Source organism: Ignatzschineria sp. F8392 (assembly GCF_002252045.1).
GTDB lineage: Bacteria > Pseudomonadota > Gammaproteobacteria > Cardiobacteriales > Wohlfahrtiimonadaceae > Ignatzschineria.
In genome coordinates, this window is sequence record NZ_NEFF01000003.1 from 1 (window position 1) to 22,413 (window position 22,413).

General features: G+C 44.8%; 20 protein-coding genes. 10 read left to right on the forward strand and 10 right to left on the reverse strand.

The features are described 5' to 3' along the window. Positions 1 to 612 precede the first annotated feature (612 nt). Entirely contained in the window at positions 613 to 759 is a 147-nt protein-coding gene (locus tag B9T19_RS10600; RefSeq protein WP_158214363.1) for a hypothetical protein, read from the reverse strand. A gap of 103 nt (positions 760 to 862) precedes the next feature. Here B9T19_RS10600 and B9T19_RS06030 point away from each other — a divergent pair, with 103 nt between their 5' ends. Both B9T19_RS06030 and B9T19_RS06035 read left to right on the forward strand, forming a co-directional pair. Then, positions 863 to 2,572, forward strand: a complete 1,710-nt coding sequence (locus B9T19_RS06030) for a PhnD/SsuA/transferrin family substrate-binding protein (protein ID WP_158214364.1) — start codon at positions 863 to 865, stop codon at positions 2,570 to 2,572. Further along, positions 2,569 to 3,180, forward strand: coding sequence for a response regulator transcription factor (locus B9T19_RS06035; RefSeq protein WP_094567719.1), 612 nt, complete (start codon positions 2,569 to 2,571; stop codon positions 3,178 to 3,180). The genes B9T19_RS06030 and B9T19_RS06035 overlap by 4 nt, the downstream gene beginning before the upstream one ends. Before the next feature lie 87 nt (positions 3,181 to 3,267). On the opposite strand, the gene B9T19_RS10605 is transcribed toward B9T19_RS06035, so the two are convergent. Next, positions 3,268 to 3,420: a hypothetical protein gene (locus B9T19_RS10605; protein WP_158214365.1), complete on the reverse strand. Its 153-nt coding sequence runs from the start codon at positions 3,418 to 3,420 to the stop codon at positions 3,268 to 3,270. Positions 3,421 to 3,631: 211 nt separating this feature from the next. Next, entirely contained in the window at positions 3,632 to 3,820 is a 189-nt protein-coding gene (locus B9T19_RS06040; protein WP_094567720.1) for a hypothetical protein, read from the reverse strand. 329 nt (positions 3,821 to 4,149) lie between these two features. Between B9T19_RS06040 and recQ the strand changes: the two genes are divergently transcribed. Next, on the forward strand, positions 4,150 to 5,979 hold the full coding sequence (recQ, locus tag B9T19_RS06045; protein WP_233146809.1) for a DNA helicase RecQ: 1,830 nt from the start codon (positions 4,150 to 4,152) through the stop codon (positions 5,977 to 5,979). A gap of 76 nt (positions 5,980 to 6,055) precedes the next feature. Here the strand turns inward: recQ and B9T19_RS06050 are convergent, their stop codons facing one another. From B9T19_RS06050 to B9T19_RS06065, 4 genes are all read right to left on the reverse strand, one after another. Beyond that, on the reverse strand, positions 6,056 to 7,312 hold the full coding sequence (locus B9T19_RS06050) for a class I SAM-dependent methyltransferase (protein ID WP_094567721.1): 1,257 nt from the start codon (positions 7,310 to 7,312) through the stop codon (positions 6,056 to 6,058). A gap of 29 nt (positions 7,313 to 7,341) precedes the next feature. Then, positions 7,342 to 7,608: a hypothetical protein gene (locus B9T19_RS06055; RefSeq protein WP_094567722.1), complete on the reverse strand. Its 267-nt coding sequence runs from the start codon at positions 7,606 to 7,608 to the stop codon at positions 7,342 to 7,344. Positions 7,609 to 7,748: 140 nt separating this feature from the next. Next, entirely contained in the window at positions 7,749 to 8,234 is a 486-nt protein-coding gene (locus tag B9T19_RS06060; protein ID WP_094567723.1) for an aminoacyl-tRNA deacylase, read from the reverse strand. 202 nt (positions 8,235 to 8,436) lie between these two features. Beyond that, positions 8,437 to 10,014, reverse strand: a complete 1,578-nt coding sequence (locus tag B9T19_RS06065; protein ID WP_094567724.1) for a DEAD/DEAH box helicase — start codon at positions 10,012 to 10,014, stop codon at positions 8,437 to 8,439. 208 nt (positions 10,015 to 10,222) lie between these two features. Here B9T19_RS06065 and trxA point away from each other — a divergent pair, with 208 nt between their 5' ends. From trxA to B9T19_RS06100, 7 genes are all read left to right on the forward strand, one after another. Next, a complete protein-coding gene (gene trxA, locus B9T19_RS06070) occupies positions 10,223 to 10,546 on the forward strand; it encodes a thioredoxin (protein ID WP_094567725.1) in 324 nt (107 codons plus the stop codon). 844 nt (positions 10,547 to 11,390) lie between these two features. Continuing rightward, positions 11,391 to 12,492 (forward strand): peptide chain release factor 2 gene (gene prfB, locus B9T19_RS06075; RefSeq protein WP_233146810.1). Its coding sequence is split into 2 segments (ribosomal slippage): positions 11,391 to 11,465 and positions 11,467 to 12,492, totalling 1,101 coding nucleotides; the frame shifts between segments, so codons are not numbered across the junction. 343 nt (positions 12,493 to 12,835) lie between these two features. Beyond that, positions 12,836 to 14,161: an MFS transporter gene (locus tag B9T19_RS06080; RefSeq protein ID WP_094567727.1), complete on the forward strand. Its 1,326-nt coding sequence runs from the start codon at positions 12,836 to 12,838 to the stop codon at positions 14,159 to 14,161. 156 nt (positions 14,162 to 14,317) lie between these two features. Next, positions 14,318 to 15,676, forward strand: coding sequence for a DNA repair protein RadA (radA, locus tag B9T19_RS06085; RefSeq protein WP_094567728.1), 1,359 nt, complete (start codon positions 14,318 to 14,320; stop codon positions 15,674 to 15,676). Between the two features lie 158 nt (positions 15,677 to 15,834). After that, positions 15,835 to 17,082, forward strand: coding sequence for a sugar transporter (locus B9T19_RS06090; protein WP_094567729.1), 1,248 nt, complete (start codon positions 15,835 to 15,837; stop codon positions 17,080 to 17,082). A gap of 161 nt (positions 17,083 to 17,243) precedes the next feature. Beyond that, a complete protein-coding gene (locus tag B9T19_RS06095; RefSeq protein ID WP_094567730.1) occupies positions 17,244 to 17,870 on the forward strand; it encodes a LemA family protein in 627 nt (208 codons plus the stop codon). 95 nt (positions 17,871 to 17,965) lie between these two features. Beyond that, entirely contained in the window at positions 17,966 to 19,306 is a 1,341-nt protein-coding gene (locus tag B9T19_RS06100) for a YgcG family protein (RefSeq protein ID WP_094567731.1), read from the forward strand. 773 nt (positions 19,307 to 20,079) lie between these two features. Here the strand turns inward: B9T19_RS06100 and B9T19_RS06105 are convergent. From B9T19_RS06105 to B9T19_RS06115, 3 genes are all read right to left on the reverse strand, one after another. After that, positions 20,080 to 20,523, reverse strand: a complete 444-nt coding sequence (locus tag B9T19_RS06105) for a biopolymer transporter ExbD (protein ID WP_094567732.1) — start codon at positions 20,521 to 20,523, stop codon at positions 20,080 to 20,082. 8 nt (positions 20,524 to 20,531) lie between these two features. Continuing rightward, complete coding sequence (locus B9T19_RS06110; RefSeq protein WP_094567733.1) at positions 20,532 to 21,260, reverse strand: MotA/TolQ/ExbB proton channel family protein; 729 nt, start codon at positions 21,258 to 21,260, stop codon at positions 20,532 to 20,534. Positions 21,261 to 21,535: 275 nt separating this feature from the next. Then, positions 21,536 to 22,387 carry an energy transducer TonB gene (locus B9T19_RS06115; RefSeq protein WP_094567734.1) on the reverse strand — a complete coding sequence of 284 codons (852 nt, stop codon included), beginning with the start codon at positions 22,385 to 22,387 and terminating at the stop codon, positions 21,536 to 21,538. Positions 22,388 to 22,413: the final 26 nt, after the last annotated feature.

Below are 22,413 nucleotides of genomic sequence, written 5' to 3' on the forward strand. Positions count from 1 at the left end.
GCAATGGTAATCTACGGCAACTCATCGACATTTATAAAGATAAAACAATTCGGGCAATCGAATGATTGCCCCCTGCCGGCGCGAGATTGATAAAAGAACGCGATGGTGAGGACCGGCAGCGTTCAGCCTCTTTTTTCAATCAATGATACTTAAGAAGGCTTTTTGAACGGCGGGAACCGACTATTTCACTCTTTTCGCCACTGCATGCCCGCCAATCGGCGCTTTCAGCACCGAGAATGATGTCGTTAAGGTAACGATTTTTGCCGGCATGCAAATTGTGAAAGAATGCAATGGTAATCTACGGCAACTCATCGACATTTATAAAGATAAAACAATTCGGGCAATCGAATGATTGCCCCCTGCCGGCGCGAGATTGATAAAAGAACGCGATGGTGAGGACCGGCAGCGTTCAGCTTTTTTTGTTTTAAAAAATAATCGGTGATAGAAGATCAGAGGAATCGATGGGAGAATCCTTATAACCTCGCTATAATAAAGAATCGATCCGCCATTTTTTGCTCAAACCCCTACCCCGATCATTCACACTATGAAGATATCTAAATTTCTATTCCCCCACCTCAAAGGAACTCGATTGTTTCCGAAATCACGTCGATTTCAATCCTTGAGATTATTGTGGGTCATGTTGAGTGCGATGAGCAAAGGCTTCACCATTTTTCTACTTAGCGTATCGATTTTAGGACAATGGAGTATCGCTTCTTCATCACTCTCCGATTCAGCTTCTGATTCGGCACCAAATTCCATATCTCATTCCACATCCCATTCAACATCTCCCCCTATCTCCCAAATAACCGCTAAAGATCAGACGCTTTCTGAGATATTTTCCACACCTTATCGCTGTTCGCTGATGACAGATCGCACCGATCGTGATCGCCTTCCTCGCGTGACAATCGGTGTCTTAGCCCCTTATGGCGATGTTGCTGCAGAGAAAGAGTGGTGCCCTTGGATTACAGCACTCAATCATGAGATTCCCGACCTTCATTTCGTCCTTAAACCCCTTCAACTCAATAATATTGAGTCTGAGGTTGCAAGTGGCGCGATCGATCTGCTTCTCTCCCATCAAGGAGTCTTTATGAATCTTCGCTCAAAAACCTCCATGCGCTGGATGGCGAGCCTTGAAGAGAATATCCACTTAGAAGAGAGCCACGCTAAGATTGGAAGTGCCATCTGGGTAAAGGAAGAGAGCCCGATTCAGACACTCAATGATCTTCGCGGTAAGAGAGTCGATGCGGTCAGTCAAAATGCATTGGGGGGATTTCTCCTCGCTTACCATGAAATGATTCAAAACTCACCAACATTAGCCAAAGAGATCGCCTTTCAATATCGCGGTTACCCAATAGAAGCGCTCTTTGACTATTTGGCAACAGATGAAAATGATGCCATTATTGTGCCGGCCTGCCTCTTTGAGCGCCTCGAACGGCAAGATATCCTCCCTGAAGGGCAGTTTCGCCTCATTAACCGAAAAGAGATGAATGATTTTAACTGCCAGACCAGTACCGCTTTGCTACCTAGCTGGTCTCTTGCAGCACTCGATAGTATCGATCAAGAGAGCGCTAAACGCATTCAGACCGCTCTTTTTCAATTTGATGATCCTGATCTTCCCTCCTGGCAACTCCCCTATACGCTTTCGGAGATCAATCAATTAGCGGCAGATATTAAACTTTATGAGGAGCGTGAAACCCTCTTTGAGACCCTCTTTCGCCTTGCAATCACCCATAAGATCTGGCTTCTCTTCTTTGCTCTCTTTCTTCTGATTCTTCTCATCAACCATCTTTGGCTGAGTTATGCCGCAACTAAACGCCGTAAAGCGCTCGATAGTGCCTATAAAACGATGCATGATTATGAGATGATGCTCTCAAAAGCAGATCGTATGAATATTTTAGGCGAGATGGCAAGCGGCATTGGCCATGAACTCAATCAACCCCTCTCTACCATTCGCAATTATGCTGAGGGGAGTATTATGATTCTTAAAAAGAGTGACCAACAGCATCCCCTCTTAACGCCGCTACATAAGATTAATGAGCAGGTCTCACAATGTCACAATATTATTAAGAATCTGCGCTCATGGGCAAAGCCGGAAGAGAATAGCATTCGAGAAGAGGTCAATCTCCGCACCTTTTTAGAGCAGATTATTGAGATCACCCGCCTGCGCATGCATGGTCATATCGATATTCAGGTGGATATTCCCGAGCATTTCAATATTGTAATAACGCCCTCTATTTTAGAGCAGGTGTTAGCCAACTGCTTGATGAATTCCGCACAAGCAGGTGCTACAGTGATCGATATTCGTCTTAAAATCTATCCGCAGTATATTAAACTCTTTCTCTTCGATAATGGTCCCGGCTTTACGCAAACAGAGATCGATGCCCCCTTTGTTCCCTTCCGCACCTCTAAAAAAGATGGTTTGGGTTTAGGCTTAGTGATCTGCCAACGTTTAATCGAGAGTTTAGATGGGAAATTACGTATCGATAATCGCCGTGATGGTGTAAGAGGCGCCGCGGTTCGATTGATTCTATCGAGAGAGCTTACCCCAACTGATCCCAAGGAGCAGCCATGAGTACTTTAACTGTCCATATTGTTGATGATGAACCCGATGTTCGCGAGTCATGCCAATTTTTAGTATCTGCGCTCAATTATCCGACCGCGCTTTGGGAGGATGGTCGCGCTTTTATTGAAGGGGTTGATCTTACCCTACCCGCTATTGCGATTGTCGATCTTCGAATGCCGAAAATGTCGGGAGATGCGGTCATTACGATGTTAAAAAATCATCAAAGCCCCATCGGAGCCATTATCCTTACCGGTCATGGTGAGGTTTCTACCGCGGTGAAGACCTTAAAAGAGGGTGCTGTCGATTTTTTAGAAAAACCGATCGATCTCGATACCTTAATGAATGCCCTTAAAAATGCAGAGAAAGTAGCGCTTGCGCGGGCAAAGCGTAATGAGCTACTCTCCCGATATGCGCGCCTCACAGAGCGAGAACAGCAGATCGCCGCTCTTGTCTATGAGGGGCTGACTAATAAGGAGATTGCCCAAAAAGAAGCGATCTCCGTACGTACAGTAGAAGTGCAACGTGCAAGTGCGATGAAGAAGTTAGAGACAGAATCTCTTGCGGAATTTATCTCTACCCTCAATGAGGTCGATAATCTCCTCAAGCCGAGTGAGTAAAAGAAGATCGCCCTCTGCCGGCGCGTAGTTTCTGGAAGAGCGAGATAGTAAGATCCGGCAGCCTTTAGCCTCTGTTGTTTGATTGTTTCAAGCAATAAGAGAGTCTGTAGAGCGGCGGGAGAGAACCATCTCGCTCTTATTACGACTGCACGCCCGCAGGTTGGCATCTTTGATGCCACGAATGAGTATCGATAGGGTAATAATTGTTAGCGATGATAGAAGATCATCATCTGCCGGCATACGATTTCTGACAGCATGCAGTGGTGGTCTCCGGCAACTCAGCAATCTCTTTTGTTGTCATCAATGAAATCAGATAATGTTTTCGGCGATAGAAGATCACCCCCTGCCGGCGCGAGATTGATAAAAGAACGCGATGGTGAGGACCGGCAGCATTCAGCCTCTTTTTTCAATCAATGATACTTAAGAAGGTTTTTTGAGCGGCGGGAGCCGACTATTTCGCTCTTTTCGCCACTGCATGCCCGCCAATTGGCATCTCTGATACCGAAAAGTCATCACTATTTATATTTAAAATACTATTTGAGAGATCATTACCGGCGATAGAGAGATCGCCCCCTGCCGGCGCGAGATTGATAAAAGAACGCGATGGTGAGGACCGGCAGCGTTCAGCCTCTTTTTTCAATCAATGATACTTAAGAAGGTTTTTTGAGCGGCGGGAGCCGACTATTTCGTTCTTTTCGCCACTGCATGCCCGCCAATTGGCATCTCTGATACCGAAAAGTCATCACTATTTATATTTAAAATACTATTTGAGAGATCATTACCGGCGATAGAGAGATCGCCCCCTGCCGGCGTGTGACTACATAGATTCAGACCGACATCTTTGGTGCTGAGAAGAGGTTACAAAACTCTTGATTGATAGATTTGTTACCTGCTTTTATTTGGAACTGCTATATACTTGATAGGGCAATTCTGCTACTGTTTATACGGTTTTATTGAGGGAGTATTTCATTGACTGCAACGTCATTGACACAAAAAGCGAAGGATGCGCTTGCAAAATATTTTGGCTATAGTGAATTTCGCCCTGGCCAACAGCGCCTTATCGAGGCGATCTTATCGGGCAAAGATGCTTTAGGTATTATGCCAACAGGCGGTGGGAAATCCCTCTGCTATCAGATCCCGGCACTGCTCCTTCCCCATGTGACCCTTGTGATCTCCCCATTAATCTCCTTGATGAAAGATCAGGTCGATTCTCTTACTGAGATCGGAATCCCGGCAACTTTTATTAATAGTACATTAGATGAAGAGACTTTTCTTGAGCGCCTAATAGCGATTCGACAAGGTCGCTATCAATTGATCTATATCGCCCCGGAACGACTCAATAGCCAGCTGATCCGTAACCTCTTCTCCGCCGTTAAAGTGAGCTTTATCGCCGTTGATGAAGCGCATTGCATCTCTAAATGGGGACACGATTTTCGCCCCGCCTATGGAGAGATTATCGATTTTCTTCACCAACTTCCCTATCGCCCTCCTGTTGGCGCCTACACAGCAACAGCAACAACCGATGTGATCGAGGAGATCAAAAATCTTCTACAACTCCAAGATCCCGTAGAATCGATTATCAGCTTCGATCGTAAAAATCTGATCTTTGAGGTCTTAAAGATCTCCAATAAACGCGATTATATCCTTAACTTTATTCGCCGATTCTACCCCAAAGATTCAGGCGTCATCTATTGTGCGACTCGGAAGAATGTAGAGCTACTCACCCAATTTTTACAAGATGCCGGCATTAATGCTTTAGGCTATCACGGAGGTATGAGTAGTGAAGAGCGAGAAAAACATCAAAATGCCTTTATCTATGATGAAGTGGAGATTATTGTTGCCACTAATGCTTTCGGGATGGGGATCGACAAATCAAATGTCCGCTTTGTGATCCACTACAATATGCCCCAAAATATGGAAGCCTACTATCAAGAGGCAGGAAGAGCAGGAAGAGATGGGGAGCCGGCACATTGCCTACTACTCTACTCACCACGCGATATCTCTAACCAGAAATATCTCATTGAGAATAATGAGTTTCTAATCGATCCTGAACGAAAACGAATTCTCTACCAAAATCTGCAATCACTCATCGATTATTGCCACTCTGAAGAGTGCCTGCGCGCTGAGATTTTACGCTACTTCTCTGAAACCCCCACTTTTGAAAGTTGTGATAATTGCGGCAACTGCACCAATACGACACCGAAGATCAATATCACTATTGAGGCGCAAAAGATCCTCTCTTGCGTCTATCGAGTAGAACAAAATTATGGTATTACAACGGTCACACAAGTCTTAAAGGGTTCGAAAAATCGCCAAATTATCGAGCGCGGTTTAGATCAAGTCTCCACCTATGGCATTATGAAAGAGTATCCAGAGCGAACTATTCGGGAGATGATTATGACATTAATCGCTCGAGGTTATCTCTATCAAACACCTGATGCGCGCCCTATTTTACGACTCAAATCGGCGGCTAAAGCGATCTTAAAGGGGGAGAAGCAACTCTTCTATCGACAAGATCTCATCAGCCATCGCACTGTTACCGATCCCGGCAGCCACTATAAATCCCCCTTCTATGAGCCGCTCAAAGAGCTCCGCCTCTCCCTTGCGCGCGAACGCGATATTCCGGCATATGCGATCTTTACCGATGCTACTTTACGGGAGATCTCAGAAAAGCGCCCTAAAACTCCAGGAGAGTTTCTCAATATTCGAGGGATCGGCATGAAAAAGCTCGATCAATATGGCTCGCTCTTTATCGAAAAGATCAAAGAGTTGGAAGCAGGTGAGAGCTCTGCAAGCTAATCTCTCAGCATGCGAATCTAGTTTAGCACTCACTAAAACTTAGCAAACAGCTTCTTTTAAGATATCTCTCTGTAAGTTAGAGATGGTGCGCATAATCGTAGAGTGCAAAACCTTGCAATGCTTCATCAAAGTTTTTCCCCACTGCTAATACCTTAAAGCGCTCTCCCATCTCTTCAGGATGAACTAATTGCTGCACCTTTTGTGAGAGCTCATACCAACCGATATCATTCTTATCGCTCTTTTCTGCCAAAGCTTCCTGCTCTACTTTAACCATCTCCTGCAAACCATTGCCCATCAAGAAGTAAGCTTGCGCGGTATATCCTAAAAAGTTTAATCCCATCTCCACAAGCAAGGTTGCCACTTGAGTAAAATTCACATTTGCGGTGAGATCTTGCAATCCAGGATAGAGATAGAACTCTTCATGAGCACGATGTTGATAGTGAGCAATCAGAGTACCGGTCGTTCGCTCGGGTCGATAATATTCTCGCTCGTCATAACCGTAATCGATAAAGAGCGCAACACCTTTTTCAAGATGTTCAAAAAGAGGTGGTAACCAACTCTCAAGAGCAGGACAATACTCTGTCTCGGTTCCTTCTAACAGGGTATAACCCTTATCGAGAAGCGATTGATAAAAGCGCTGTAATGCCGCATCAGCCGGTCGCAAGCGAGAGACAAAACGCACACTGCGATTCTCATCATCTAACTCAATATCGACATCGATATAGTGGGGTTTTCCCTCATGGATCTTAAAGCGTTCAACTGTTAGTGCATCGAGCACCTCATTGGCAATAATCACCCCATTCCACGCTGCTTGTGGCGGCGTATCGATCCATTCAACCTGATCGATATATTCCGGTAGACTCTCGGCAATTAAGGCTCGCTGCCGTGCTTTTAGATCGGGAGAGACCTCTAAAATCAGATAGCGTGAAGGAAGCTCATCCGTGGCTTTAAGTGCTAAAAGCAGATCTCGCGCCATTGTGCCATTACCGGCGCCGATCTCCAAAATATCAAAGTCTTGCGACTTGGTCTCATCCATTGATGCCATCAAAGTGGCAATCTCTCTGACTTGATTCGCTAATGATCGAGAAAAGAGATCAGAGATAAGTGGCGCTGTAATAAAATCGCCCGCCTCACCAAAAACGGCTTGTGGACCGGTATAGTAACCAAGCTGAGGATGGTAGAGTGCTAAGTTGAAGAAGCGAGAAAATGGCATCGGCCCCGATTCACGAATCTCATTGATGATCTCTAAGGCTAATTCTGTTGAGCGCGCTAACGCCTCTTCCGATGGAATCGGTAACTCTTCTTCAATCTTTTGATGACTAAAATGTTGCACCACGCTTCTCCTCTAACTCAATCAATCTACTAAAGTGCATCAACCTTACCAAATCCGCGACTATTGCGCTCCACTTTTACCATCTGACCTGGGAAGATCTCCACAGCGCCCGAAACAATAACCGGAATATGCCCACGATCTTCCGTCTCAACACTAATTTCGGAATCGCCTGCTTCATTGATCATGATAGAAGCAACACGTCCCTTTCCACGATAACTTCCCTGTCCATCATTAAGCCCTGCAGCACAGCCGGTCATCATTAAAAGAAAGCTGCATAATAGTCCTACTTTTTTCATTCTCTTTATTCCTTTCTGATCAATTTTTATCATTTTTCATCGTTTTGCATCGTTTTGCATCGTTTTACATTATTTTTAATAATAGTGAGTCGCTATCACCACCGTGATGCGACATTTTTACTATTTTGTCACACTTCCTACTATTTCGTTACCGAAATGGGCACAACCCCGATATGGGTCAAGAGCGCCGGAGTAATCTTAATATTCATCCCACGCTTTCCCCCATTAATATAGAAGCTCTCAAGCTGAAAGATACTCGCTTCGGCATAGATGGGAAGATCAGCCTTAATTCCAAAGGGAGAGGTTCCACCAAATTGATAGCCGGTCCATTTATGGGCATATTCATAGGGCGCCGGGCGAATACTCTTTACCCCTAAAATTTTCCGCAACTTTTTTGTATCGATTGTCTGATCGCCATGTTGCAATACCATATAGCCGTGATGCTTCTCATCCATAAAGACGATACTTTTAATCACCTCATAGGCTGGAACGCCCAGAAAGTTTGCCATAAACTCTGCTGTGCCCTCTATCTCTCCGGTGCATTGATAGAGTTCATAGGGTAATTGATGCCGATCTAGATAGAGCGTAGCCGGCGTCTTAACGCGTTCCGATTCTGCTCGTTTCATCGATAATTCCTCTAAAAGAAGAGATCTCTCCTATCCTGCCATCGGCCCGATAAGAGAGATCTAATTTGTATATCCCATTTCGTATATTTAACTTATAGCTCTAACTGGTTATTCTAACGGACAAATAACTGACAAATAACTGATAACTAACTGATAGATCTAGCGTTAAATAACTCAATAATCTAATTTGGAAGACTAACCGCTACTCACCTTGAGGTGCCAACGCATCTGCTTTCGGCGCACGATTAGAACGATTGCCACTATTGCGACGTGGACGACGAACGTTACGACGAGGGCGACGTTTAGGAGCAGAAGATTTCTCTTCACCACTATTAGCGTTCTCTGCTCCGGCAGCAGGTTGTGCGTTCTCTTTTTGAGGCGCTTTTTCCGCACTATTTTCAGGTGCTCTCTCCGCTACTGGTGATGGCGCTTTCTGCTCTTCATTGCGATCATTTCGATCAGAGCCTTTCTCCCCTTTCTCATCATCTGGACGACGGCGACGAGGTGTTCGACGTGCTGAACGATTATCCCGCTCATTGCGGTCACCGGTGCGACGATTATTACGCGGAGTTCTACCACGACGATCACGACGTTTCGGCGCTTCCACTTCTGGCGTTACTAGAAGCTCCTCTGTAATCACCGCAACAGGAATCTCCTCTTTAATATAATCTTGGATATCCATCAATGAGTAGACATACTCTTCACAAGCAAAGGTGATTGCCGTGCCTTCTGCTCCTGCACGCGCGGTTCTTCCGATACGATGAACATAATCTTCCACATCTTGCGGAAGGTCGTAGTTAAAGACATGAGATACATCAGGAATATGAAGACCACGTGCGGCCACATCAGTTGCCACCATGATGGAGAGCTCTCCATTTTTAAACTCTTCTAGGAGCTTCTCTCGGCGATTTTGTGGAATATCTCCTGAAAGAACCGCCGCTTTATAACCATTAGCATTGAGCGATTCAAAGACCTCATCAGCGGCACGTTTTGTATTAACAAAGACGATAGAGCGCTCTGCTTTCTCATGCTTTAAGAGCCCAAAGAGCAGTTTAATCTTCTCATCAGAAGCAACATGATAGAGACGCTGTGTAATACGTGAACCGGTCACCTGCTCTGACTCAACTTTAATCAGTTTCGCATCATTCATATGCTCATAAGCAAGCTCTAAAATTCGTTGAGAGAAGGTTGCCGAGAAGAGCATATTTTGGCGCTTTTCAACCTTCGGCATTTGACGCAAAAGGAAGCGAATATCATTGATAAACCCAAGATCAAACATTCGATCGGCTTCATCTAAAACAAAGACCTCCACATTGCGGAGATTGAGTTTCTTCTGCTTAAAGTAATCTAAAATTCGGCCAACAGTCCCGATCACAACATCAGGATCAGCATCTAATGCCTCATTTTGCGTTCCATAAGAGGCGCCGCCATAGAGCAAGGCATATTTCAGGCCGGTATAGCGTCCAAGCATCTCGGCATCGCTATGGATCTGCACTGCCAATTCTCGCGTTGGGGCCATAATAATGGCATAAGGGCCTTTCTTACCCTCTTCTACCGGCACTGTCATGAGGTGGTTTAAGGTCGCTAATAGGAAAGTTGCAGTTTTCCCTGTCCCTGTTTGCGCTTGACCGGTGACATCTTTGCCCGCTAATAGATCGGGGAGTGCCTTCTCTTGAATTTCGGTACAGTAGACATAACCGTTATCTTCCAAGCTCTCTTTCAGTGAATCATGTAAATTTAAATCTGCAAACTTCATAGAAGTTAATAGTGGTTTTCCCATAGGTATTGACCTGAGTCCTCAGTTAATCTGTTCTTCAATTAATTATTCAATAAATTATATTAATGACAGTGGTTGAAATTTTTATCACGTTCGAACCTTGTCATTTCCCCATTTTTCGGGTGTAATACCTAGGTATTATCATATTTTATAAAGAAAATTCCAAATCTAATTTTGGATATCTTGATCCATTTCTCAGGGGAGAGTAACAATGAGTAACTTAGTAAATGCAACTGATGCAACCTTTGAAGCGGAAGTTTTAAAAGCAGAACTTCCTGTTCTCGTCGATTTCTGGGCTGATTGGTGTGCGCCATGCCGTATGATTACACCTATTATTGAAGCAGCTTCAGAAGAGTATGCGGGCAAATTAAAAGTGGTCAAACTTGATGTACAAAACAACCAAGACACTGCTGTTAAGTTCCAAATTCGTGGAATTCCTGCATTAATGATCTTCAAAAATGGCGAAATTATTGGTCAACACGTTGGCGCGCTTAACAAAGCACAATTAGCACAATTTATCGACAGCCATCTCTAGTCGAGAACGATCTTACATTCTTCAGTAGAGATCTCGATTATCTCAATCGAACCTCTTACAACAGAAGAGTCTTTAAAAGCCGGTCAATGACCGGTTTTTTTATGGATGATTTTTTATTGATGATTCTTAAGAAGATTCATTGAACGGCGGGGCCGACTATTTCGTTCTTTTAACCTGTGCATGCCCGCCTACTGGCATCTTCGATACCTTCTGCCGGCGCGTGATTTGTGGAAGAATGCGATAGTAAGGATCGGCAACTCACCAGCTTTAATAAAGGGCAGTAATATTCCGGCAATCGAATGATTGCCATCTGCCGGCGCACGATTTATGGAAGAACGCGATAGTAAGGACCGGTAGCGTTCAGCCTCTTTTGTTTAATGGATTCAACCCATAAGAGAATCTGTTGAGCCGCGGGAGAGAACCATCTCGCTCTTATTACAACTGCATGCCCGCAGTTCGGCATCTTCAATGCCGAGATATCCTATTGAGATATTAATGATATCTACCGACGATAGAAAGATCATCCTCTGCCGACAATAGAAGATGCCCCTCTGCCGGCACAAGCTTGATGGAAGTACGTGATAGTAAGATCCGGCAGCGTTCAGCCTCTTTTGTTAATCAAAGCCTCTATAAAGATACTTTTCATTTATCAGTTATCCTTAAATCACGTATAATAAGTTCCTTTAAACATTTTTTATTACAAGCCTTTTAGTTAAGAGAATCCTTTTGCACCCTCCTCTTCATGATTCTTTATCTTAACAATGCTTGTATCTATTCCCCCTCACTACTGATCTACAAGCTGAAGGATCAATCAACTTATAAGATAGATGGAGTAATTATCTAGATGGAACTTATCAATACACTCAATCACACCATTAAAGATCTCTCCGAGAGAGCCGCTGACCTTCGGAGGTATCTTTGACTTCGATCTCAAGCAGGAGCGCCTCACTGAAGTCTTAATGGAGCTAGAAGATCCCAATATCTGGTCTGATAACCCTGATAAAGCACAAAAACTTGGGCAAGAACGCGCAACACTTGATGATTTTGTCAATGGCATGTTATCACTGCAAAGCGGTCTCGATGATGCCAAAGATCTTGTTGCTTTAGCAAAAGAGGAGAATGATGAAGAGACCCTTTTGATGATTGAAGCAGATCTGCTCGATTATCAGAAGCAGATTGAGCAATTTGAATTCAAGCGTATGTTTAGTGGTGAGATGGATGCAAGTAATGCATTTATCGATATCCAAGCAGGTGCCGGCGGTACCGAAGCGCAAGATTGGGCTTCGATGGTGCTTAGAATGTATCTGCGCTGGGGCGAACATCATGGTTTTAAAACAGAGTTATTGGAAGCCTCTCCCGGCGATGTTGCCGGCATCAAATCCGCAAGTATCCGCTTTGAAGGGGATCATGCTTATGGTTGGTTACGCACCGAAACAGGGGTTCATCGCTTAGTGCGAAAGTCACCTTTTGATTCCAATAATAAGCGCCATACCTCATTCTGCTCAGTCTTTGTCTCCCCTGAGATTGATGACAATATTGAGATCGATATCGACCCTTCAGATCTTCGAGTCGATGTCTATCGCGCCTCGGGTGCCGGCGGACAGCACGTTAACGTGACCGAATCAGCTGTTCGTATTACCCATATTCCCACCGGCGTCGTTGCTCAATGTCAAAATGAACGCTCGCAGCATCGTAATAAAGATGTCGCAATGCAACAATTACGTTCAAAACTCTATGAGTTAGAGATGCAGAAGAAACGAGATGCCGCAGAAGCACTGCAGGATTCCAAAGCGGATGTGGGCTGGGGAAGTCAAATTCGCTCCTATGTTCTCGATCAAGCGCGCATTAGAGATCTTCGTACCGGCCATGAGGTGGGAAATCCACAACCTGTCCTCGATGGTGATCTTGATGACTTTATCGAAGCGAGCCTGAAAATGGGGCTATAATGTGATTATTCACCATCACGATCGATAACAACTCCGGCAATTGAGACAAACAGTATTATATAGGTGAAACTATTCACCTAATAGCAAACAATTTCAAAAGGAAGATGCTACAATAGCCCCCGGAACGAAAAAGAGAAAGAGCAGTCTTACCCGCTGCTCTCTTTTTTCGACCATTATTATACTTTTTTATAGTATGTTTAATAAGAAATAATGACGTAACACTCAATCGATAATCGATCGATGGTCGATGATCTCTGATCGAAATGAATTCCGATATTCAGACTCAATCAGGAAAATAAGATAAACAAGATCGATAGAATCACTACTAGGAACTGTTAAAACGATGTCAAAAATAGAAAATCATGCTGAGAATCGAGACGAAAATCGAGAAAATTTTACGCCTCAACTGAAGAGATGGTATTACGGCTGGACCATTGTCATTGCCGCGGCACTCTTAACGATGTTTACCGTTGGAATGCGCATGAGTATCGGCCCTTTTGTGATTCCAATGAGTGAAGGATTAGGTATGAGTCGCAGCACTCTTTCAGCAGTGATTGCTTTTGGAATGCTGATCTATGGCTTTGGAATGCCCGTTGCCGGCTTCTGCGTCAATCGTTATGGGACGCGCACAACCTTAATCCTAGGGGCAATTATGGTCTCTATCTCACTCATCTTGACAGTCTATAGTCATAATATCTGGATCTTTGCCTTCAGTTATGGAGGGTTACTCTCCTTTGGACTGGCATTTACCAGCCCTGTTGCCTTTACTCAATTGATCAGTAGCTGGTTTATCGCTAAACGAACCATGGCGCTACTCTTTCTTTCCACCGGATCGATGGCGGGCATTGCGATTTTAACGCCCCTTTTTAGTCAGACTATCCAATCTTTTAGCTGGGAGAGTACCTTAATCGGCTATGCAGTTCTCTTCTCCATTGCCACCCTATTCGTTGCTTTTGCCATTATCCGAGGAACGCCACCGGAGTATGGTGATTTAACAACAGAACATGAGATTGAAGCGCATCAAGCCAAAATAAGTGCTCGACAAAAGTTGATGAAGGGGGAGAGTTATCGCTTACGAGAGGTCTTCTCAACCTACCCTTTCTGGCTCTTAGTGGTCGGCATCTTCGCTTGTGGTTTTAGTATGAGTCTTTTAGGTACTCATGCTGTGCCGATGTTGATCGATCATGGTTTTAGCCGCGATGTGAGTGCTTTTGGCGTTAGCCTTATTGGTTTAGTGGCAATCTTTAGCACCGTGATGTTAGGAAGAATCAGTACCCATGTGGATCATAAATATATGTTAGTGGCGATCTATGCTGTACGCGGTGTTGCCTTCTTTCTGTTAGTGATGGTATTAACGCCATGGCAGCTCTATACCGTCGCGATTGTTGGCGGACTTGTTTGGGCAGGAAATATGGGCATCTCTTCAGGAATGCTTGCCGATATCTATGGCGTTAAATTGGTGGGGATTCTCTATGGTCTCGCTTTTATCGGCCATCAAATTGGCGGGACATTAAGCTCTTGGTTAGGCGGTTGGGCTTATGAGACCTATGGCTCGCACTATATCACCTTCTGGCTAGCAGGATTCTTCCTCATTGTGGCGGCGATCGCTTCCATGATGCTCCCTAAAAAAGCACAATATGAGAGTTCCATCGCGAAAATAGCCCGATAAGATATGAGTAAAGATGCGAGAGAAAGTATAAGAGAAGATTAATCGGACTTAAGCGCTTATGTTAAACTCTCCCTTCTGATCCTGCTCCATCGTGATACTGCATCACTTTCTAAATAAGGGTCATGATAAGTTTCTAATATCTGTAAGGAGAAGTATATGAGCCGAGCTAAAACCCAATTTGTCTGTCGTGATTGTGGTGCGATCGCCCCTAAATGGGCGGGACAATGTTTAGAGTGCAAAGCGTGGAACTCCATTGAAGAGATGGTTGTGGAACAGACGCCGACGCGCCTATCGGGCTATTCAGGAACCGCCGGAGCCACCGGCGTACAGATCTTAACCGATGTGCAAAAAGAGAAGCTCACCCGCTTCTCCACCGGTCTTAATGAACTCGATCGCGTCTTAGGGGGCGGATTAGTCTTCGGCTCTGTTGTCCTAATCGGGGGTGATCCAGGAATTGGTAAATCCACCATCCTGCTCCAGAGCCTTATTCATCTGAGCCATCAGGGGAAAAAGGTGCTCTACGTTACGGGGGAGGAATCCCCGAGCCAAGTAGCATTACGTGCAGAGCGCCTTCAACTTGATGGCTCTAAATTACAGCTTCTATCTGAGACCAATGTGGAGAAGATTCTCCGTGTTGCCGAGCCGATGGATCTTGATGTTATGGTGATCGACTCGATTCAGACCATCTTTACAGAGCTCCTCAACTCAGCCCCCGGTAATGTGGGGCAAGTGCGAGAGAGTACCGCCCTACTTACGCGATTTGCAAAGCGAACAGGAACATCGATCTTCCTAGCAGGTCACGTGACAAAAGAGGGAGCAATTGCCGGCCCGAGAGTCTTAGAGCATATGGTCGATTGCGTTCTCTATTTTGAAGGAGAGGTCGATTCCCGCTTCCGTATTATGCGCTCCTACAAAAATCGTTTTGGTCCTCTCCACGAGATTGGTGTCTTTGCTATGACCGAAACAGGCCTTCGCCCTATTAGCAATCCTTCAGCCATCTTTCTCTCACGTCAACCAGATCGAAGTTCCGGAAGTGTGATTATGGTGACCCGAGAAGGTACGCGTCCTCTCTTGATCGAGATTCAATCTTTAGTGGATGATTCCCTCGGTGGCCAACCGCGACGCGTCACTTTAGGTTTAGAGCAGAATCGACTCACCATGCTCCTTGCCGTTCTCCATCGTCATGCCGGTATTGCCATGCTCGATCAAGATGTCTATGTCAACGCGGTAGGCGGTGTTAAAGTGACAGAAACGGCCTCAGACCTTGCGGTCATTGCGGCAGCTTATTCAAGCTTTCGTAATCTGATTCTCCCCTCTGATCTTGTCGTTTTTGGAGAGATCGGTCTTGCCGGCGAAGTTCGACCTGTTCCGCATGGTGAAGAGCGACTGAAAGAGGCAGCCAAGCATGGCTTTAAACGCGCTATCGTTCCAATAGCGAATAAACCGAAGCATCCTATCCCCGATATGGAGGTGATTGGTGTTACGAAGATCAATGAATTGATGGATCATCTCTAATCGATAAGTGGGCTGAATCAGATAAATAATTCAATCAATTGATTCAATCCCCCCTTTTCTTAACCCTCAACTATGAAGTGGGGTAAAATGGCGTTGTCAGAAACAGATATGATCTGTAGCGCTGATTTAAAATCACTCATAAAGGGAAGATCTCATATATGACAGCACCATCGACCGTAACGATAGAGCAGCAACAGAGAGAGAATCAACACTTCAATCTCGCTTGGATTCGGGTAATTGCCCTAGCAATCGCCGCCTTTGTCTTCAATACGACAGAATTTATCCCAATCGCCCTCTTAACTGATATCGGAGCAAGCTTCGATCTACCGGCAGAAAAGGTGGGGATTATGATCACCATCTATGCTTGGGTTGTGGCGCTCGCCTCACTCCCCTTGATGCTTCTGGTAAGCAACTTTGAACGAAAGCGACTCCTCACCTTTGTCTTTATTGTTTTTGTCATCAGCCATCTGGTGACCTTTATGGCCTCTAGCTTTACCATCTTAATTGTTGGGCGAGTCGGTGTTGCTCTCTCTCATGCGGTCTTCTGGTCTATTACCGCAGCACTTGCGATTCGTGTTGCCCCTTTAGGTAAAAAATCACAAGCTTTAGGTATTTTAGCGACAGGAACGGCACTTGCGACCGTTTTAGGTATTCCACTTGGGCGTATTATTGGGCAGTTAGTGGGCTGGCGCTACACCTTTTTAATTATTGGTATTGCCGCCCTAATCACACTCATTGTGCTCTACATCGTTTTACCCCGCTTACCTAGCCAAAATGCAGGCTCAGCTAAGAGTCTTCCGATTCTCTTTAAACGCCCTGCACTTGTAGGTATATTTATCTTAACGGCGATTGTCGTCACGGCACACTTTACCGCCTATAGCTATATTGAACCCTTTAGCGAAAGCATTGCTAAAATATCCCCCAATAAGATCACCATTTTGCTCTTAATATTTGGTGGCGCCGGCATTTTAGCGAGTATTATCTTTAGTAAACTGAATAATCAACATCCGCTCTCCTTTCTTCCGCTCTCAATTTTAGGGCTCTCTATCTCTCTATTTTTAATCATGCCGAGTACCTATCTGGCCGATGGACTCCTCTACCTCTCCCTCTTTTGGGGAATCTCCATGACCTGTATCGGCTTAGTACTCCAACTCAAAGTATTAGAGCTCGCCCCGGATGCAACCGATATCGCCATGTCGATCTTCTCGGGCATCTTCAATATCGGCATTGGTGGGGGTGCTTTAGTGGGAACTGTAGTCATTAGCCAGATGGGCCTTACAAGTCTCTCTTGGGTTGCTTTTGCCATCAGCCTTGTCGCTCTTCTCTTGACGCTCTTTCTCTTTATCCGTTATCGTGCGATCTTTATTAAAGCGAGTCAGACAACAACGGATGTCATTATCCACTGATAGTGATGATCGATGGTTGATCGATTGATGATTGATGATTGATGATTGATGATTGATGATTGATGATTGATTATCAATATTTGTTAAATTTTTAGATCTGTTAGAGATTATTAATATTCATACAACATTTTCATACAACATGAATGGGAACTTTACTTTAAATGAATGAGAATACGCCAACTTTAAAAAGCCGACGCCCTCTCAACTGGGCCTTTATTCCTATCACCCTAATCATTATCATTCTCGGCTTTGTCGGGGCGGGTTACTACAATAGTGTGCAGAATCTTGATGAAGAGCAGAAAGCGGCCGCCGCTGAAGTGATCAATCAATATAAACGCCGAGCTGATCTGATCACAAATCTCTCCAATACAGTCAAAGGATATGCTAAACATGAGGAGCAGATCTTTACCGATATTGCCAAAGCGCGTGCCTCACTCAATAAGATGGCGATCTCTCCGGCAGATTTAGAAGATCCTGAAAAGCGCATCGCTTACGAAAAGGCAGAAGCAACCTTAGGGACACAACTCTCTCGCCTCTTAATGATTGTTGAGAATTATCCAGATCTTAAAGCGAGTCAGCTCTATCAAAACTTGATGATTCAACTTGAAGGAACAGAGAATCGTATCGCCGTTGCGCGCAATCGCTATATTGATGCAATCCGCAACTACAACACTACAATTCGTCGCGTCCCTTATCTCTTTATTGCAAAAATCTTCGGCTATCGCCCGATTCCACAATTTAATGTGGATGATCCGATGATCGATCAAGCACCTGTTGTTGAGTTTTAATATATTTAACGATCCAATACCCACTAGAAATGCCCCTTAGGAATACTCATTAGAAATGCTCGTTAGGAATCCCCATTAGGATATTAGGTGATGTGATGTGTAATAGAATAGAAGCGATGCTCTCCCCCTCTTCTCATCATGATCAGAGCGGTCATGGTGCTCATGATATGTCCCAAATCGGGAGAAAAGATTCTCTCTCATCACCCTCATCACTCTTATCTCTCTTTCTGCATCTGCCGCTCTATCTCCTCTTAATCCTGCTTCTGAGTACATTTTTTGTACTACAACCGATCTCGGCAGAGGGATTATCCCGCTCTACCGTCAGCAAAATTGAGCAGAGCATTCCTCGCTTAGATGATGGGGTGATGGATTATGCCGGGCTTCTCTCTACAGCAGAGAGAGCAGAGATCAATCGTAAAATCTGGCAACTTGAGAAGCATTCCGGATCGCAGCTTGCCGTCCTTATTCTGCCCGATCTTCAGGGGAATGAGATTGTTGAATATGGCGTTGCGGTAATGGAAGCGTGGCAACTAGGAAGAAAAGGGGTTGATGATGGGGTTCTTCTTCTCATTGCGTTAAAAGAGCGCGCTATGCGTATTGAGGTAGGTTATGGCTTAGAGGGGGCTATTCCCGATCTTATTGCCGGTCAAATTTTAAATCAATATCTAACGCCGGCTTTTCGTGCGGGGAAGTTTGCCGAAGGGATTGAGCTTGCTGTCGATGCAATTATTGCCCAAATTGAGGGAGAGCCACTCCCCTCGCTCAAAGAGGTTCCTTTAAGTGCATCTTCAAATAGTGATGAGGTGGTCGATTGGGATCTGACGCTGACCATTATCATTATAGTCATAATGGTCTTCTCTCCCTTTCTTATTCCGCTGATACAGCGATTACAACAACGATCGAGAAGGGTTTCTAATGAGCAGAAAGGAGTTCTCTTTGAAAGTCGCGAACCTCATAATTCACCGATTAATCATTCTAGCGATCTGCAGCAAGATTCTCTTAAAACATGGGCAGATCATTATCGCTCTCAAAATCAGAAGCGCTCATACTCAAGCAGAGAGCCCTCTATCCCATCATCAAAAAGAGAAAGTAGACATACTTCCTCTAAGAAGGTTAAAAAAATCAGTTGGATGGAAGCTTTCTTCCGCTCACTTCCTAGTGCGATCTTCATCGGTTTTTTTACCTCTATCGCATTTCATCTTGCGATTGGGATCTTGATAGGACTTCTTCTCCTACTCTTTCAGACTGCGGGCCTTGCGCTAGGTTTTATTCGTGCGCCGATTAAAATTCAAGGTGGCCGAGGTGGTCGTGGCGGCGGAATGGGTGGAGGTTATCGCGGTGGAGGTCGATCAAGTGGCGGAAGTAGCCGAAGTAGCGGAGGCCGAAGCGGAGGTGGCGGTCGAAGCGGTGGCGGTGGCGCAACAGGGGGTTGGTAACCCTAATCTACGGCGAAAGAAGATCTTCTTATTTGTTGAAATAATATAAGCTGAACGCTGCCGGATCTCACTATCGCGCTCTTCCGCAAATCTCGTGCCGGCAGGGGGCAATCATTCGATTGCCCGAATAGTTTTTATCTTTATAAATGTTGATGAGTTGCCGGAAATGACCGCTACATCCTTCCACAGTTTGCATGCCGGTAAATATCGCTACTTTAGATATCATCCACGGTGCTGAAAGCGCCAAATGGCGGGCATGCATTGGTTAAAAGAACGAAATAGTCGGTTCCCGCCGCTCAATAAACCTTCTTAAGAATCATTCATCAAATTATTCATCAAAAGAGAAGAGGCTGAACTCTGCCGGATCTCACTATCGCGCTCTTCCGCAAATCTCGTGCCGGCAGGGGGCAATCATTCGATTGCCCGAATAGTTTTTATCTTTATAAATGTTGATGAGTTGCCGGAAATGACCGCTACATCCTTCCACAGTTTGCATGCCGGTAAATATCGCTACTTTAGATATCATCCACGGTGCTGAAAGCGCCAAATGGCGGGCATGCATTGGTTAAAAGAACGAAATAGTCGGTTCCCGCCGCTCAATAAACCTTCTTAAGAATCATTCATCAAATTATTCATCAAAAGAGAAAAGGCTGAACGCTGCCGGATCTCACTATCGTATATTTCCAAAAAACACGCGCCGGCAAGAGAGCTATTCCCATTGCCGGCGATCTAATTATCCCATATATCTACATATCCGCAGATTACAGATCATATTAAGGTTGGGCGCTTCCCTCTTCTGGAAGAGAGACAAAGCCGATATTGGCTAATCCCACCTTACTTAAAATTGTCACGATCTTTGCCACCTCTTGATAAGGGACTGAAGAATCGATATGTAACTGAATCATCGGTGCCTTTTCGCTTCCCTCTTTAATCGCTGTTAAACGAGGTAATGCTGACTCAAAGTCGATCGCTTCATCATTGATAAAGAGCTCATTATCAGCATTGATGGCGATTAGTACCGGCTTTTCTGGATCTTGTACGACCACTTCCTCTTTTAGATCCACCGCTTCTGGCAATTTTAACTTCACCGATTGAGTCACAAGAGGCGCTGTTAAAATAAAGATTACCAAAAGAACCAACATAATATCGATAAGGGGAACCATGTTGATCTCGGCTCGCGATTCGTAACCCTTATCTCTTAAACGTCCAAATGACATATCTCCCCCTACGCTTCACTATCGAGTGATGTTGTGGTTTGATTCGCTTTAGATTTTGTTTGAGGTGAGCGATCTAAGATCGAAAGAAGTTCAAAGGCAAAAGAGTCGAGATTTCCCATCTGTAGACGATTACGACGCACCAACCAACTATGTGCCATTACCGCAGGGATCGCGACTGCTAAACCTAATCCGGTCATAATAAGCGCCTCCCCAACAGGTCCTGCAACTTTATCGATTGTGCCGGCACCCGTTGAACCGATCTCAATCAATGCATGATAGATTCCCCAAACTGTTCCAAAGAGCCCAACAAACGGTGCGGTAGCCGCAATCGTAGCTAATATGGTAACCCCATTTTCAATGGTTAATTGAATCTTATCGAGCGTCACGCGCAAAATAGAGGTGAGGTACTCTTTCCGACTACTATTACTCTGGATATTATCGAGTCCTGACTGATATCGATGTAACGCCTGAAACCCCTCTTTAGCAAGAAGCTCCTGCGGTGTTGTGGGCTTAGAGGAGATCAATTTCGCAGCTTCATTGAGTGTCTTTGCATGCCAAAAGTCGAACAGAAACTTCTTCCCTTTTACGCGATCTACGATCCCTTGAAAAAACTTCAAAAAGATCACTAACCACGAAAGGATCGACATAATAATAAGGATCACAAAGAGTGTCTTTGTCACAAGATCACCCTGCTCAATAAAGCTGATAAATCCTAAATTTTCTACCACAGGTTCCATTTTATTCCTTTTCTGTCCACTTAATATCTATCAATGATTCTACGATTGATTATTTGCTGAATTTTTTCACTTAATTTTTTACTTAAGGATTTACTAAATTGTTTTATCTGACCATTTACTCAATCTTTTCTTGATCGATCTGATTTCATTCTTAATTTGTTACTTATTATAGGGAGCTTTCCCTAACCTTTCATCTTTTAAACTCAAAGCCCATTTAGAGTAATCCTATTTAGAGTCATGTTGAGGATCGATCAATAGCGCCTACTGTCGGATCTCTACATCTTAAAGAGATATTGAATCTTAACCTGAATAGGTGTTGCCACGCCGTTAATTCGATAGGGCTTTAGACGAATTCCTTGTGCCGCTTTAGTTGCCGCGTTATCGAGAAGATCATGCCCTGATGAACGAGCGATACGAACATTTTGTGCAGCGCCATCGGTGCCGATCGATACAATCAGATCGACCTGCCCTTGCATCTTCCGTTGCCGTGCTGCGCGCGGATAGTTTGGCGTTGGCTTACTTAAAACATTAACTTCACTCTCGCTATAGACCGCCTTGGCCTGCTGAACTGCTCGCGCATTCTCAGCTGCTTTCTGTGGCTTTTTCGCCACTTTAGGCGCTTCGCGCTTTGGCGTTGGTTTTGGACGGTTCTCAGCAACCTTCTGCACCTGCTTTTCTGAGCGCTCTTTTGTCGCAATCACAGGAGGTGCTTCTGGCTTTTGAATCGGCTCGGGAGTTACAACGGGTTCTGGCACTATCTCTGGCTCCGGTATAATCTCCGGCTCCTTCACCTCTTCAGGCTCAACTTTTTCCGGCTCAGGTGCTATCTCCTCATCAATCGGCTCTTCAATAACTTCTTCAATCACATCAGACTCAACTGCTTCCGCCTCAATGGCCGAATCTTCTGCATTTCCCTCTTTCTCATCGGTAATGCCGGCAAGTTGCACATTGTACATTGTCAACATCGTTGCATCGCCCTCTTGCATCACCATCTGCTGAGAGCTTCCTGCCGCCGTTAAGCCCATATAGACCCCAGCATGCACCAAGCTGACACAAAGTAGCGCCACAATTAATGTTATCTTATTGCCATTATTGATCATGTTTACTTTTGCGGTTGAATCAATCATTTCTCGATCTCATTGCGATTGAGGGA

Excerpts from the sequence above, each read along its gene's own strand:
- B9T19_RS10600 (WP_158214363.1), bottom strand. The coding sequence starts at position 759 with ATGGAATTTGGTGCCGAATCAGAAGCTGAATCGGAGAGTGATGAAGAA.
- B9T19_RS06080 (WP_094567727.1), top strand. The coding sequence starts at position 12,836 with ATGTCAAAAATAGAAAATCATGCTGAGAATCGAGACGAAAATCGAGAA.
- B9T19_RS06115 (WP_094567734.1), bottom strand. The coding sequence starts at position 22,387 with ATGATTGATTCAACCGCAAAAGTAAACATGATCAATAATGGCAATAAG.
- radA (WP_094567728.1), top strand. The coding sequence starts at position 14,318 with ATGAGCCGAGCTAAAACCCAATTTGTCTGTCGTGATTGTGGTGCGATC.
- B9T19_RS06035 (WP_094567719.1), top strand. The coding sequence starts at position 2,569 with ATGAGTACTTTAACTGTCCATATTGTTGATGATGAACCCGATGTTCGC.
- B9T19_RS06060 (WP_094567723.1), bottom strand. The coding sequence starts at position 8,234 with ATGAAACGAGCAGAATCGGAACGCGTTAAGACGCCGGCTACGCTCTAT.
- B9T19_RS06100 (WP_094567731.1), top strand. The coding sequence starts at position 17,966 with ATGTGTAATAGAATAGAAGCGATGCTCTCCCCCTCTTCTCATCATGAT.
- B9T19_RS06095 (WP_094567730.1), top strand. The coding sequence starts at position 17,244 with ATGAATGAGAATACGCCAACTTTAAAAAGCCGACGCCCTCTCAACTGG.
- B9T19_RS06030 (WP_158214364.1), top strand. The coding sequence starts at position 863 with ATGACAGATCGCACCGATCGTGATCGCCTTCCTCGCGTGACAATCGGT.
- B9T19_RS06105 (WP_094567732.1), bottom strand. The coding sequence starts at position 20,523 with ATGTCATTTGGACGTTTAAGAGATAAGGGTTACGAATCGCGAGCCGAG.
- B9T19_RS06110 (WP_094567733.1), bottom strand. The coding sequence starts at position 21,260 with ATGGAACCTGTGGTAGAAAATTTAGGATTTATCAGCTTTATTGAGCAG.
- B9T19_RS06065 (WP_094567724.1), bottom strand. The coding sequence starts at position 10,014 with ATGGGAAAACCACTATTAACTTCTATGAAGTTTGCAGATTTAAATTTA.
- B9T19_RS06090 (WP_094567729.1), top strand. The coding sequence starts at position 15,835 with ATGACAGCACCATCGACCGTAACGATAGAGCAGCAACAGAGAGAGAAT.
- B9T19_RS06055 (WP_094567722.1), bottom strand. The coding sequence starts at position 7,608 with ATGAAAAAAGTAGGACTATTATGCAGCTTTCTTTTAATGATGACCGGC.
- B9T19_RS10605 (WP_158214365.1), bottom strand. The coding sequence starts at position 3,420 with ATGCCGGCAGATGATGATCTTCTATCATCGCTAACAATTATTACCCTA.
- trxA (WP_094567725.1), top strand. The coding sequence starts at position 10,223 with ATGAGTAACTTAGTAAATGCAACTGATGCAACCTTTGAAGCGGAAGTT.